The organism is Microbacterium sp. SD291, assembly GCF_017355365.1.
Lineage (GTDB): Bacteria > Actinomycetota > Actinomycetes > Actinomycetales > Microbacteriaceae > Microbacterium.
This window is the reverse complement of sequence record NZ_JADIJR010000009.1, coordinates 1-12942: the sequence shown is the minus strand read 5'-3', so window position 1 is coordinate 12942 and position 12942 is coordinate 1. Positions and strand designations below refer to the sequence as shown.

Annotated in this window: 16 protein-coding genes; 10 read left to right on the top strand and 6 right to left on the bottom strand. The window is 69.5% G+C overall.

Annotation, left to right across the window (positions count from 1 at the left end; genetic code table 11):
• The first annotated feature begins 28 nt into the window (after nucleotides 1-28).
• Together IPV10_RS06905 and IPV10_RS06900 are read left to right on the top strand one after the other, a co-directional pair.
• Complete coding sequence (locus tag IPV10_RS06905) at nucleotides 29-322, top strand: hypothetical protein (protein WP_207481964.1); 294 nt, start codon at nucleotides 29-31, stop codon at nucleotides 320-322.
• Nucleotides 323-354: 32 nt separating this feature from the next.
• Nucleotides 355-1839 (top strand): CCA tRNA nucleotidyltransferase, encoded by a 1485-nt coding sequence (locus IPV10_RS06900; RefSeq protein WP_207481956.1) that lies wholly within the window; start codon nucleotides 355-357, stop codon nucleotides 1837-1839.
• 57 nt (nucleotides 1840-1896) lie between these two features.
• On the opposite strand, the gene IPV10_RS06895 is transcribed toward IPV10_RS06900, so the two are convergent.
• Together IPV10_RS06895 and IPV10_RS06890 are read right to left on the bottom strand one after the other, a co-directional pair.
• Nucleotides 1897-2937: a hypothetical protein gene (locus tag IPV10_RS06895; protein WP_207481954.1), complete on the bottom strand. Its 1041-nt coding sequence runs from the start codon at nucleotides 2935-2937 to the stop codon at nucleotides 1897-1899.
• Nucleotides 2937-3287 carry a PadR family transcriptional regulator gene (locus IPV10_RS06890; RefSeq protein ID WP_207481952.1) on the bottom strand — a complete coding sequence of 117 codons (351 nt, stop codon included), beginning with the start codon at nucleotides 3285-3287 and terminating at the stop codon, nucleotides 2937-2939. Before IPV10_RS06890 ends, IPV10_RS06895 begins: the two co-directional genes overlap by 1 nt.
• A 267-nt stretch (nucleotides 3288-3554) precedes the next feature.
• Between IPV10_RS06890 and IPV10_RS06885 the strand changes: the two genes are divergently transcribed.
• The 3 genes from IPV10_RS06885 (at nucleotide 3555) to IPV10_RS06875 (ending at nucleotide 7013) form a co-directional block, all read left to right on the top strand.
• Complete coding sequence (locus IPV10_RS06885; protein ID WP_207481950.1) at nucleotides 3555-4880, top strand: GAF domain-containing protein; 1326 nt, start codon at nucleotides 3555-3557, stop codon at nucleotides 4878-4880.
• Nucleotides 4881-5001: 121 nt separating this feature from the next.
• Nucleotides 5002-6552, top strand: a complete 1551-nt coding sequence (locus tag IPV10_RS06880) for an aldehyde dehydrogenase family protein (RefSeq protein WP_207481941.1) — start codon at nucleotides 5002-5004, stop codon at nucleotides 6550-6552.
• 65 nt (nucleotides 6553-6617) lie between these two features.
• Nucleotides 6618-7013 (top strand): DUF779 domain-containing protein, encoded by a 396-nt coding sequence (locus tag IPV10_RS06875; RefSeq protein WP_207481939.1) that lies wholly within the window; start codon nucleotides 6618-6620, stop codon nucleotides 7011-7013.
• 42 nt (nucleotides 7014-7055) lie between these two features.
• On the opposite strand, the gene IPV10_RS06870 is transcribed toward IPV10_RS06875, so the two are convergent.
• Both IPV10_RS06870 and IPV10_RS06865 read right to left on the bottom strand, forming a co-directional pair.
• A complete protein-coding gene (locus IPV10_RS06870; protein ID WP_207481936.1) occupies nucleotides 7056-8177 on the bottom strand; it encodes a hypothetical protein in 1122 nt (373 codons plus the stop codon).
• Complete coding sequence (locus tag IPV10_RS06865; RefSeq protein ID WP_207481933.1) at nucleotides 8174-9145, bottom strand: hypothetical protein; 972 nt, start codon at nucleotides 9143-9145, stop codon at nucleotides 8174-8176. The genes IPV10_RS06870 and IPV10_RS06865 overlap by 4 nt, the downstream gene beginning before the upstream one ends.
• Nucleotides 9146-9213: 68 nt before the next feature.
• Here IPV10_RS06865 and IPV10_RS06860 point away from each other — a divergent pair, with 68 nt between their 5' ends.
• Entirely contained in the window at nucleotides 9214-9564 is a 351-nt protein-coding gene (locus IPV10_RS06860; RefSeq protein ID WP_207481930.1) for a GNAT family N-acetyltransferase, read from the top strand.
• A gap of 110 nt (nucleotides 9565-9674) precedes the next feature.
• Here IPV10_RS06860 and IPV10_RS06855 read toward each other — a convergent pair whose 3' ends face one another.
• Complete coding sequence (locus IPV10_RS06855; RefSeq protein ID WP_207481928.1) at nucleotides 9675-10373, bottom strand: hypothetical protein; 699 nt, start codon at nucleotides 10371-10373, stop codon at nucleotides 9675-9677.
• A 224-nt stretch (nucleotides 10374-10597) separates the two neighbouring features.
• On the opposite strand from IPV10_RS06855, the gene rpsF reads away from it, so the two are divergent.
• The 4 genes from rpsF to rplI are packed head-to-tail and all read left to right on the top strand — an operon-like array spanning nucleotide 10598 to nucleotide 12259.
• Nucleotides 10598-10966 (top strand): 30S ribosomal protein S6, encoded by a 369-nt coding sequence (rpsF, locus tag IPV10_RS06850; protein WP_207481926.1) that lies wholly within the window; start codon nucleotides 10598-10600, stop codon nucleotides 10964-10966.
• Between the two features lie 5 nt (nucleotides 10967-10971).
• On the top strand, nucleotides 10972-11490 hold the full coding sequence (locus IPV10_RS06845) for a single-stranded DNA-binding protein (protein WP_207481924.1): 519 nt from the start codon (nucleotides 10972-10974) through the stop codon (nucleotides 11488-11490).
• 50 nt (nucleotides 11491-11540) lie between these two features.
• On the top strand, nucleotides 11541-11795 hold the full coding sequence (gene rpsR / locus IPV10_RS06840) for a 30S ribosomal protein S18 (RefSeq protein WP_102193582.1): 255 nt from the start codon (nucleotides 11541-11543) through the stop codon (nucleotides 11793-11795).
• Between the two features lie 11 nt (nucleotides 11796-11806).
• A complete protein-coding gene (gene rplI, locus IPV10_RS06835; RefSeq protein WP_207481916.1) occupies nucleotides 11807-12259 on the top strand; it encodes a 50S ribosomal protein L9 in 453 nt (150 codons plus the stop codon).
• Nucleotides 12260-12515: 256 nt separating this feature from the next.
• On the opposite strand, the gene IPV10_RS06830 is transcribed toward rplI, so the two are convergent.
• Nucleotides 12516-12942, bottom strand: a 427-nt coding sequence (locus IPV10_RS06830) for a chaplin family protein (protein WP_207481914.1), incomplete at its 5' end; no start/stop codon positions are given.

Genomic DNA, 12942 nt, shown 5'->3' with positions numbered 1-12942 from the left:
GTGGCATCCGCCCGGGTACCGTGGACGCATGAGCTACCCCGGAGAGTCCTCGGTCGATGCACGCGTGCGGGCGGTGGAAGACGACTGCCGTCGGCGCCTGTCGCGTCTGTTCGTCATGTTCGCGACGGTCGAGGCGGTCGTCCTGGTGGTGCTCGTGGCCGCCGTCTTCGTGCTCGAGCTCGTCGACCCCGAGATCGGCGTCTGGTTCATCGTCGCCGCGGCGGTCGTCGGCGCCAGCATCCTGAGCGTCCTCCTGATGAAGCACATGCGGGACCGCACGACCGCCGTCGCCCAGGCCCGCGGAGAGAACCCGCTCTTCTGACCCGGCGTCGCACGGCCGGTACGCTGGAACCCATGCTCAACATGGCCGACGGCCTCACCCGGCTCGGCGCGCTCGCCGAGAATCCGGTCGTCCGCACCCTCGCCGAGGCGTTCGCCGCGGCCGGCTTCGACCTCGCCGTCGTCGGCGGACCGGTGCGCGACGCCCTGCTCGGCCGCGAGACGCACGACCTCGACTTCACGACGAACGCGATGCCCGACGACATCCTCCGCATCGTCAAGCCGATCTCCACCGCGCACTGGGACATCGGCCGCGCGTTCGGCACGATCGGCGCCCGCGTGCCGTCCCCAGCCGGCAAAGCCGAGCAGGTCGAGATCACCACCTACCGCGCCGACAGCTACGACGGCGTCACCCGCAAGCCGACCGTCGAGTTCGGCGACTCGATCGAGGCCGATCTGACCCGCCGCGACTTCACCGTGAACGCGATGGCGCTGCGGGTTCCGTCCGTGAAACTCGTCGACCCGACCGGCGGCGTCGAGGACCTCGTCGCCGGCGTCCTGCGCACTCCCGCAGACCCGGCCGTGAGCTTCGGCGACGACCCGCTGCGGATGCTGCGTGCGGCGCGCTTCAGCGCCCAGCTCGGCTTCGGAATCGACGACGCGACGGCGGAGGCGATCACTGAGCTGCGGGCGACGCTGAAGATCGTCAGTCCCGAGCGGGTCCAGTCGGAGCTCGTGCGACTCATGCAGACCGACGACCCTGTGCGCGGCATCCGCGCCCTGGTCGACACGGGGCTCATCGACGAGTTCCTTCCCGAGGTCAGCGCCCTGCGCCTCGAGGTCGACGAGCATCACCACCACAAGGACGTCTACGAGCACTCGCTGACCGTGCTCAGCCAGGCGATCGAGCTCGAGCATTCGCGCCACCCCGGCGCCGAGCCCGACGTGGCCCTGCGCATCGCGGCGCTCCTGCACGACATCGGCAAGCCCCGCACCCGCAAGCTCGAGGACGGCGGGGTCGTCACCTTCCACCACCACGACGTGGTCGGCTCGCGCATGGCGCGCAAGCGCCTGCAGTCGCTGCGGTTCGACACGGCGACGACCGACTCCGTGGCGATGCTCATCGAGCTGCACCTGCGCTTCTTCGGCTACGCCGAGGGGGCCTGGACGGATGCCGCGGTACGCCGCTACGTCCGCGACGCGGGAGACGAGCTCGAGCGCCTGCACATCCTCACCCGCGCCGACGTCACCACCCGCAACCGGCGCAAGGCCGGCCGCCTCGCCTCGGCCTACGACGACATCGAGTCGCGCATCGCGGCCCTCCGCGAGCAGGAGGAGCTCGACTCCATCCGCCCCGAGCTCGACGGCAACCGGATCCAGGAGATCCTCGGCATCACGCCCGGCCGCGACGTCGGCGAGGCCTACCGGTACCTCCTCGAGGTGCGGCTCGACGAGGGGGTCATCGGAGCGGATGCCGCCGAGCAGCGGCTCCGGGACTGGTGGGCCACCCGGGGCAGGACTCGTCCGGCTCGTCAGCCGGCTCCGGATGCTGCTGGGTGAGCGCCGCCGTGACGAGATGGGTGATGTCGATCGAGATGATCCGCTCGGCCATGATCGTCACGGTGCCGGGGTCGGCGTGGGCTGGGGCTCCGTCGGACCGGGAGTCGGGGATGGGCTCGGGCTCGGATCAGCTGTGTCGATGCTCGGCGCACGCAGGAAGGGCGGCTTCGGGCTCTTGGTCGTGGAGCTCTTGGGGAGACCCGTCGTGAAGTCCATGCGCGCCTCGTCGAGAGGATAGACATTCCACACCGCCTGACCGCGGTAGTCCTGGAGGGGGATCGTCGCGTACTCGCCGTCGTCGTGGATTCCGTACTCCGATTCGGTTCCTCCGCGGAACTCGATCTGTCCGCCGCCCTCTCCATAGAGGTTGAGCGGCGTCCCCTTCCCGGTGAACAGCTGCACCTGCTCGATCGGGTCGCCCTCCGCGTCGTAGGCGAAGATGTTGTTGACCTGCACCCCATCGAGGAGAAGTCCCGGCTGCGGGTACGAGCCGCTGTCGAGGTACTCCACCCGCGGGGTGAGGGCCGAGACGAGGGCGAACGGCAGGATCGCCACCGCGACGACACTCACCGCAGTGCGGACGTGGCGCAGCCAGTTCTTCGGCAGCCAGCGGTCGCGGCCCCACTGCACGCTCACGATCACCAGCGCGAGTGCGAAGAGCCAGCTCGCCGGGGACATCGGGATCACCGAGCCGTTCGCCCCGGCGGCCAGGAGTACGAACATCGCGAACCCGCGCAGCACCCACCACACGGGCCGCAGCGCCAGAAGGAAGTCGAGAAGCCAGGCTCCGAACGCGCTGCGGCGGATGCTCTCCGCCGTGCGCTTCCGCCAGGCCGTGAAGCGCTCGCGCACCGGCAGCGGCATCGACGCGTCGGCTCGCGGCGGGAACCCGGCGGCGCTGCGCAGCTCCTCGGCGTAGGCCGCCGGATCTCCGAGCTCCAGGACGCCGTCGTTGTCGGCGGCCTGGTCGGCGAGGTCTGCGGTGAGCCCGCCGAGGATGTCGTCGAGCTCCTCCCCGGGGAGGTCGTCGAGGTGCCCGCGCACGGATGCCGCGAACGAGCGGATCTGCTCGTCGATGGAGATGTCGGTGCCGTTCATCATTTCTCTCCGATCGTGGATGCGCCGGCGTGGTCGTGTTCGAGGAGTGCGGACATCGCCCCGGCGAAGTCGAGCCAGGTGCGGGTCTGCGATTCCAGGGCGGCGCGGCCCTGGGCGTTGATCGCGTAGTACTTGCGGTGCGGGCCGCCCTCTGACGGCACCACGTAGCTGGAGAGGCTCCCCGCGGCGTAGAGCCGGCGCAGCGTCCCGTACACCGAGGCGTCGCCGACATCGCCGAGTCCGGCATCCCTGAGTCTGCGCACGATGTCGTAGCCGTAGCCGTCCTCGGTGCGGAGCACGGCGAGCACGGCGACGTCGAGCACTCCCTTGAGGAGCTGGGTGGTATCCATCTGACCTCCTTCGATGCAGTGCACACTACCACGCAGTGCACAGTAGTGCGCCACGCGCGTATCCGGCGCGCCGCGGCATCCGTCCGTGCCCCGGCGTACCGTCTGCAGGGTCCGATTCACGGATGTCAGGTCAAATAGCGCTTTCCGGACTGACATCCGTGACTTCGGCATGACAGACCGCACGGCTCTCCCGGGCCCGACCCGGTTCCCCCGCCGCCGCCCGGCTCGTACACTGGGATCGCTCCCCGCCGACGATCGGAGACTGCTGTGGCTGCGCCGTGGCACGCATCGCGCGACGACCTTCCCGAGGCCTCGCGCCTCCTGATCGAGCGCGCGCATGAGGAGCTGATCGCGGGCAACCTCGAAGACAAGAGGCTGCAGCAGGTGCGTCCGCTGGTGCGTGAGTCGTGGGCGCGATCGTGGCAGAGCCGGGTCGGCCCCGAGAGGGCGCCTGCTCTCGAGCTCGCCACCGAGGAGCTCGAGGCATATCGCCTGTCGCATCCGCTCGCGTCGGTCATGGACATGATCCGGGCGCTGCTGCTGCCGGGGAGCGACGAGGACTCGGGCGTGGTGATCGCGGTCGGCGACCGCGCCGGGCGGCTGCTGTGGGTGGAGGGCGACCATCAGCTGCGCTCGCTCACGGGCGACATCGGCTTCGTCGCGGGGGCGAACTGGGCGGAGGATGCCGTCGGCACGGCTGCTCCCGGAACGGCGCTGACTCTCGGGCAGTCGGTGCAGATCCGCGGCGCGGAGCACTACAACAGGCTCGTGCATCCGTGGTCCTGCACTGCCGCGCCGGTGCGCGACCCGGAGACCCGCCGAGTGCTCGGCGTCATCGACATCACCGGCGGCGATGAGGTGGTCTCGCCGCAGGCCCGGCTTCTCGTCGACGCGACAGCGCGTGCGGTCGAGTCGGAGCTCATGGTGGCGCGGCTGCGGCAGCGGAGCGAGAGCCCGCGGAAGACAACGATCTCGGCGAGGGCGAAGCCCACGGCGCGCGCGACCCTGCATGTGCTCGGCCGCGACCGGGCGCGCCTGGAGACGGAGACGGCGCACGAGGAGTCGGTGATCGAGCTCAGCGCCCGGCACGCCGCGATCCTGCTCATGCTCGCGGTGCACCGGCAGGGCCTCTCGGCCGACCGGCTGGCGGAGCTCGTCTACGGACCCGACGCCTCGCCGGACACCCTCCGCCCCGAGATGGTGCGGCTGCGCAAGGTGCTCGAGCGTCACGCACCGGGTCTCGTCCCCGAGTCGCGCCCGTACCGGCTGCCCGCGATCCTCGAGACGGATGCCCAGGATGTGCTCTCCCTCCTCGACCGGGGCGCGCACCGCGTGGCGCTGACCGCCTACCGCGGACCCGTGCTCCCGGAGTCGACCTCGCCCGGCGTCGAGCAGTTCCGCGAGGAGGTGCGCGGGGCGCTGCGCGAGGTGATGCTCTCGGAGGCGAGCCTGGATGTGCTGCTCGCCTATTCGGAGATCCCCGAGGGGCAGACGGATGCCGCCGCGCTGCGGCTTGCATTGGAGATGCTCCCGGCGCGCTCGCCGAAGCGCGCCGCCCTGGTCGCGCGGATCTCCCGGCTCGAAGAGGCCTGACCCACCCCGGGGCGACCTCGCAACTCCTCGCAACGTTGCGCATCGGGACGCAACCCCGGGCGACCTACCTTTGACGCACAGCCGCCGGCACCGACGCCGCGGCCCGTCGAAGGAGTCACCGATGACCATCGTCGAAGAAGACGTGTCCACCGCCTACGCCGCTCCCGGTCAGCCCGGAGCCCTGGCGAACTACCGCCCCCGCTACGGCCACTACATCGGCGGCGAGTTCGTGGAGCCTGTGAAGGGCCAGTACTTCGAGAACGTCAGCCCGGTCAACGGCAAGCCGTTCACCGAGGTCGGCCGCGGCACCAGCGAGGACATCGACCGTGCGGTCGACGTCGCCTGGAAGGCGTTCGCGAGCTGGGGCAAGACCAGCCCCGCAGAGCGTGCCGTCGTCCTGAACAGGATCGCCGACCGCATCGAGCAGCATCTCGAGGAGATCGCGATCGCCGAGACGTGGGAGAACGGCAAGCCGGTGCGCGAGACGCTCGCCGCCGACATCCCGCTCGCGGTCGACCACTTCCGCTACTTCGCCGGCGTGCTCCGCGGTCAGGAGGGCGGCATCAGCCAGCTCGACGAGAACACCGTCGCCTACCACTTCCACGAGCCGCTCGGCGTCGTCGGCCAGATCATCCCGTGGAACTTCCCGATCCTGATGGCCGTGTGGAAGCTCGCACCCGCGCTCGCCGCAGGCAACTGCATCGTGATCAAGCCGGCCGAGCAGACGCCGGCATCCCTCCTGTTCCTGTTCGACATCATCGGCGACCTGCTGCCGGCGGGCGTCGTGAACATCGTGAACGGCTTCGGCATCGAGGCGGGGGCGCCGCTCGCGCAGCACAAGCGCATCCGCAAGATCGCGTTCACGGGCGAGACCACGACCGGCCGCCTGATCATGCAGTACGCCTCGCAGAACCTCATCCCGGTGACGCTCGAGCTCGGGGGCAAGAGCCCGAACGTGTTCTTCGAGGACGTCGCGCGATCCACCAGCGACCCGTACTACGACAAGGCGCTCGAGGGGTTCACCATGTTCGCCCTGAACCAGGGCGAGGTCTGCACCTGCCCGTCGCGCGCGCTGATCGCCCGGTCGATCTACGACGGCTTCCTCTCCGACGGACTGGAGCGCGTCAAGAAGGTCGTGCAGGGCAACCCGCTCGACCCCGCCACGATGATCGGCGCGCAGGCGTCGAACGACCAGCTGGAGAAGATCCTCAGCTACATCGACATCGGCAAGCAGGGCGGCGCGAAGCTGCTCACCGGCGGCGAGCGGGTCGACCTCGGCGGCGACCTCAGCGACGGCTACTACGTCGCCCCGACCGTGTTCGAGGGCAGCAACGACATGCGGATCTTCCAGGAGGAGATCTTCGGCCCCGTGCTGTCGGTCACGAGCTTCGACGGCTTCGACGACGCGATCTCCATCGCGAACGACACGCTCTACGGTCTCGGCGCAGGCGTCTGGAGCCGCGACGGCGACACCGCCTACCGGGCAGGCCGCGCGATCGAGGCCGGACGCGTGTGGACGAACACGTATCACCAGTACCCCGCGCACGCCGCGTTCGGCGGGTACAAGCAGTCGGGCGTGGGACGCGAGAACCACAAGATGATGCTCGACCACTATCAGCAGACGAAGAACCTTCTCGTCTCGTACGCCGAGGGGCCGATGGGCTTCTTCTGATCCGCACCACAGGGCGGGCGCGACTCGGGTCGCGCCCGCCCTGCATCACGCAGGAAGGCAGGGAGATGGTCAGCATCGGCACCTACCAGCGGGTCGAGGTGACGGATGCCGCGGCATCCCTCATCCGCGATCTCACCGCACAGCACGGCCCGCTCATGTTCCACCAGTCGGGCGGATGCTGCGACGGCTCGTCGCCCATGTGCTACCCGATCGGGATGTTCCTCACCGGCCCGGGAGACGTCCTTCTCGGAGCTCTCGACGTCGGGCTCTCCCAGTCCGTCGAGGTCTTCATGTCGGCGTCGCAGTTCGAGTACTGGAAGTACACGCACCTGACGATCGACGTGGTCCCCGGCCGGGGTGCGGGGTTCAGCGTCGAGGGGCCGACGGGGATGCGGTTCCTGATCCGGTCACGGATGCTGAACGAAGCGGAGCTCGAGTACTTCGGTCTCACGCGCTCGTGACCGGAACCCGCCTGCCGCGTGACCGTACGGGTCGTCGGCCGGTCAGAGCATCCGCGTCCAGAGCCAGAACACCGCGAACACGATGATGAACACGATCGGCAGCCACTGGAAGCGGCGCTTCAGTCGCCGGCCCTGCTGCGCCACGCCGGGGGGCGGGGCGAGCAGCCCCACCGGCGGAGCGAACGGGAGCGGGCCGCCGGCTGCAGGCGATACCGCGGCGGATGCCGGTGCGATGCCGGGGTTCTCGAGCAGCAGTCTCTCGTCGCGCCAGCGCGCCCACTGGTCGAACTTCGTGATGAGCGCGCCGACCACGCCGAACAGCCACGCCCACGTCGCGGGGTCGAGGGTCGACACCTCGCGCCGCGTGTACAGGAACATCCAGTCGTCGACGATCTCGACGTCGAGCTCGGCGGCGTTGTCGATGAACCGCGCCATGATGTCGGGCGTGAAGAGGTAGAGAGCGTCGCGTTCGTACCCGGCCGGGCAGTAGAGGGTGAAGTACTGGTCGAAGTTCCCCTCCAGCGAGAGGTGCTGCTCCCGCTCGAACGAGGCCGGCAGGTTCGAGCCGAACGAGTTGTTGCCCTTGGCGTCGAGCACGATGTTCGGCAGCGGCACGTCGAGCTTCACGGCGACGTACCCCCACTTGTGGGTCGTGGAGTTCTTCCCGGAGCCGGTCGTGTAGCGGTAGTTGCCGAACTCGACGAAGCGCGGCCGGGTGCCGCGGAGAAGGTCGCTGGCGCTGCGCGCCCTGCCGAGGTTGAAGATCATGCCGGGCAGCGGCGGGTCCGCGACGCTGCCCTCGTAGTGCATGCCGTTCGCCTGGGCGAAGCGATGCAGCCGGAAGCGGCGCACCCTGGCGTTCCGGACTCCCAGCCACACGGCGACGCCTCCCGCCGCGAACACGGCGCCGAAGAGCACCAGCGGCATGACACCGAAAACGGGGGAGCTGTCATTCGATGCGAGCATCATGAAGACCGTGATCATCATCGGCACCGTCACGAGGATCGCGATCCCGGCGATCACGATGCCGACGACGGCACCGACCGAGTTCGACGCCGCGCCGCGGGCGCGCAGCTCGGCGGCGAAGGCCTTGACGGCGTGCTGATCGACCGGCTCGCTGAGCGGTCTCGCATCGAACGTCAACTGCGGGGCGGGCTGGGTCATCGGTTCACCTCGTCGGAGTCCCAGGTCAGGGAGGACCCCTCGGCGAGGGGGAGGGCCTCCAGCCGGTCGTCGGCGCAGAGCGTGCGGATCAGGTCGGCGGAGCCGGCGACGATCGTCGAGTCGAAGTCGATCTCGCTCACCATCACCCAGGCGCGGTCGGCGGGCCAGATCAGGCTCGGATGCTGCGCCTGCGGCGCGAAGCCGTGCTGCTCCATCGGGCGGTCGCGCCAGGGCGCGTCGAGCACCCAGTCCGGGTCGTCGAACGCCCGCGGAGCCGCGGTGAAGAGCACGTGCTCGCGACCCGGGAGCACGAGTCGCGGCCCCTCGGAGATCTCGCGCGACAGGATCCCGTCGTGCCACACGGGCTTGCGGAAGACATTGTTGAAGGGGTCGTGGATGCTGCGGCCGAGCATCTCCTGGTGGATCGGGTCGTCGCCCGCGGTGAGCGGGGAGCGCGACGGCGCGCCGGCCGAGAATCCGAGCAGGCCGCCCCAGCCCTCCCACAGGGCCGCGCAGCCGTCATCCGGGGTGGTGGTGTGCGCGACCAGGTGCGCCGCGAGGCCGGCGAGCAGCGCGGGCGGCATCCGCCCCTCCTCGGGAGAGGTGAACTCACGGCCGTCCGGTGCCGCCCTGGTGCGCCAGTCGCCGTCGGTCGGAGTCTTCACGATGCGGTGCCACTGCGCGCGAGCATGCATCGTCGTGCCGAAGGCTCGTGCCGTCTCCGCCCAGGTGGCGGGGGAGTCGACGAGCTGCGCGAACAGCTCGTCGCGCTCGGCCACCGGCATCCGCTGCCAGTCCCGGCTGCTGGGCACGTCGCGGCCCGGAAGCGAGCGGACCTCCGCGGGGTGGAACACCCGCGCGTAGGCCTCGTATCCGTGCGGAACGACGCAGTGCATCGTCGCAACCGAATCGTCTTCGAGCCGTTCGCGCAGCCACGCCCCGACCGAGGGATCAGCAGTCCACTCCATGCCACCCACGGTACCCGCGTTACGGTGGAAGCCGTGTCGGCAGGGCGCCGGCCCTGACTGGAGGAGCGATGTTCGCGCCCGCGTACCCCATCCGCACCGACCGCCTGCTGCTGCGGCCGCTGACGCCGGAAGACGCCGAGCCGATGCACGCGTACAAGTCGGATGCCGAGTCGGTGCGCTACGTGCCGTACGGGCGGCTCACCCTCGCGGACATCGAGGAGCGGATCGCCACGCGCTGGGCGACGACGCGCTTCGAGAAGCAGGATGACGCGGTGTGCCTGGCCGTGCAGGAGCGCGAGACCGGGCGGCTCGTCGGCGACGTGGTGCTGTTCTGGCGCAGCGAGGACGGCTGGGCTTCCGGCAGGAGGCTCGTCTCGTGGAGAGCGAGTGGTTCAAGGGGGAGTGGTCGACGCTGCTGATCTTCGCGCTGCTGGAGGGCGAGTGGCGGGCCGGACGCGACCGTCCATAGGCGACCAGAGCATGGGAAGACCCCTGCGGCGATGCCGCAGGGGTCTTCGTCAGCTCCGGATCAGAGCGGTGCGACGATCTCCTGCGGGACGTCCCACTCGGTGACCTCCATGGTGATCTCGATCTGCTGGCCGCTGGCCTCGGTGCTGCTGGTCGAGGCGAGGGTCACGTAATCCGCGGTGACCTCGAACACGACGTCGACGGCCACGCCCTGCTGCGTGGTCGTGCCGGTGACCAGGAAGACCTCCTGGCCGAGGCGGGTGCCCTTGCCGGTCACCGTGAACTCACCGGAGAGCGCCCCGGCGGTGGCAGCGAGGTCGGTGTCGGCGACGGTGGCCGCACCCGTGCTGAGCCCGGCGATCATCGGGTCGCTGGATGCCGGGTCGGCGACCTGCCACTCGCTCGTCGCGGACTTCACCCAGATGTCGTCGCCGATGACGATGATCGACCCGGCGGGCGAGATCGACTCGATGGCGTCGTCAGCGGGGCTGAACCGCGACGTGGACTCCATGCCCATCACCGTGGTCTTCGCGGAGTAGCCCGCGGTGCCGGTCGTGGCATCAGCGATGCAGCCGCCGAGGGCCGCCCCGTCGACGGTGGCGCCTTCGGCCAGTTCAGGGCAGTCGGATGCCGGAGCGGTGGTCTCCTCCGTCGCACCGGCCGGCTTGTCCTCGGCCGGCTTATCGGCCGGGGCCGAGCATCCGGTGAGCAGGATCGAGGCGGCGATGATCACGCCGACCCCCCATTTGTTGACGCGCATTGCGTCCCCCCTTCGGTCGTGTGCGGGTGACGTTCACCGCGCACCTGACAAGCATGCCAAGCGGTCGCCGAGCCGCCTGGACATGGCCCCAAGGATGTTCCGCTAGACTGTCGAGGTTGTCCGCCTTCCGGCATCCATTCGGGTTGCCCTGGCAGACACGTTCACACACCCTCCTGCTTCCGGGAAAGTCCCGGAAGCCGTTCTAGTCCGAAGGAGGTGGGTAAGTGACGCACCAGTACGAACTCATGGTCATTCTGACCCCCGAGATCGACGAGCGCCAGGTCGCCCCTACGCTCGACAAGTTCCTGAAGGTCATCACCAACGATGGTGGCTCGATTGACAAGGTCGACATCTGGGGCAAGCGCCGTCTGGCTTACGAGATCCAGAAGAAGACCGAGGGCATCTACGCCGTCGTCAACTTCACCGCCACCAGCGCCGCCACGCAGGAGCTCGACCGTCAGCTCAAGCTGAACGAGCAGATCATGCGCACCAAGGTTCTGCGTTCCGAAGAGGCGCAGGCGATGGTCGCCTCTGAGGCGAAGCGCTCCGAGGAGAAGGCTGCCCGCAAGGCCGCCAAGGCTGCGAAGGCCTGAGTCTCATGGCCGGCGAAACAGTCATCACCGTGGTGGGCAACCTCACGGCCGACCCCGAGCTGCGCTACACGCAGAACGGACTGCCGGTGGCGAACTTCACCATCGCATCGACGCCTCGGAACTTCGACCGCGCCGCGAACGAGTGGAAGGACGGCGAAGCGCTGTTCCTCCGCGCGTCCGTCTGGCGTGAGTTCGCCGAGCACGTGGCTGGATCACTGACCAAGGGCATGCGCGTCATCGCGCAGGGCCGTCTGCGTCAGCGCTCCTACCAGGACCGCGAGGGCAACCAGCGCACCGCGATCGAGCTGGAGGTCGACGAGATCGGCCCCTCGCTCCGGTACGCGACCGCGCAGGTCACCCGTGCGGCGTCGACCGGTGGTGCCGGTGGTGCCGGCGGTGGCGGCGGACAGTCGCGACCCGCACAGCAGCAGGTGTCGGAGGAGCCGTGGTCAACCCCCGGCTCGTCGACCAGCGCCGATGCCTGGAGCACTCCTGGCAGCTTCGGCGACGACACCCCCTTCTGAAACAGGATCTCCGGGTGCTTCGGCATCCGTCTCATAACTAAGGAAAGACAATGGCTGGAAAGTCGAGCGGCGACCGCCGCAAGCCGCGGAAGGGTGGCAAGCCCACCGCTCCCGCGAAGTCCATCCGGGTCGGTGTCATCGATTACAAGGATGTCGCCACCCTCCGCAAGTTCGTCTCGGAGCGCGGCAAGATCCGTGCCCGTCGTATCACCGGTGTCTCGGTGCAGGAGCAGCGTCTGATCGCCACGGCGGTCAAGAACGCCCGTGAAATGGCGCTCCTGCCCTACGCTGGCGCTGGCCGTTAAGGGGTATCGAGATGGCAAAGCTGATTCTCACGAATGAGGTCGCCGGGCTCGGAAGCGCCGGTGACGTGATCGAGGTCAAGAACGGGTACGCCCGCAACTACCTCATCCCCCAGGGCTTCGCCACGGCGTGGACCCGCGGTGGCGAAAAGCAGGTCGCTTCGATCCAGGCTGCTCGCCAGGCTCGCGCGATCCACGACCGCGACGAGGCCGTGGCCCTGAAGAACGCCCTGGAGGGCACCAAGGTGCGTCTCGCCGTCAAGGCGGGCGCGCAGGGTCGCCTGTTCGGTTCGGTCAAGACCGAGCACATCGCGGATGCCGTCGCAGCTGCGGGTCTCGGTGCGATCGACAAGCGCAAGGTGCACATCACCTCGGCGATCAAGTCGACCGGTGAGCACGAGGCCACGGTTCGTCTGCACGACGACGTGACCGCCGTCATCACCCTGCAGGTCGTCGCCGCCAAGTAAGGCGCGATTCCTGTTCGAACGCCCTCCGTCCTTCGGGACGGAGGGCGTTCTGCATGTCGGGCTTCCCGATGCGGTTCGCCGTGGACGCGGGAGTGAGGGCACGACGGATGCCCCGCGCTGGGGGACGCGGGGCATCCGCGAACTGTGCGGCTCCGAAGACGGCGGAGGGGAGGGGGCCCCTCCGCGCGCGCGGGCATCCGCACTCCGGCGGTGCGGCATCTCCTCCCGATGACGACCGCAGCGCCGGGGTCTTCGATCAGGCCGTCATGCGGCCGCGGCGGAGCATCCCCGCTCCCAGGAGGAGCAGGAGCGCGGCGATGGCCCCCAGCGCGACAGGCGCGGTGCCGCCGGTGGCGGCCAGACCCTGTTCGGATGCGGCCACGGTTCCACCGGTCACCGGCGTCGTGCCAGGGTCGGTGCCCGGGTCGGTTCCGGGGTCGGTTCCGGGGTCGGTGCCCGGGTCCGTTCCCGGATCGGTTCCGGGGTCGGTGCCCGGGTCCGTTCCCGGATCGGTTCCGGGTACCGTCACCGTGCTCTCGCCGAGCACTGCGATGGCGTTGCCGCCGATCGTGATCGGAAGGGTGATGGGCGCGATGATCTGCGTTCCGCTGCCGATGCCGTCGTCACCCGACGTCTCGCCACCAGTGGCGGGACCACCGGACGGGCCAGCGGGAACAGCGACG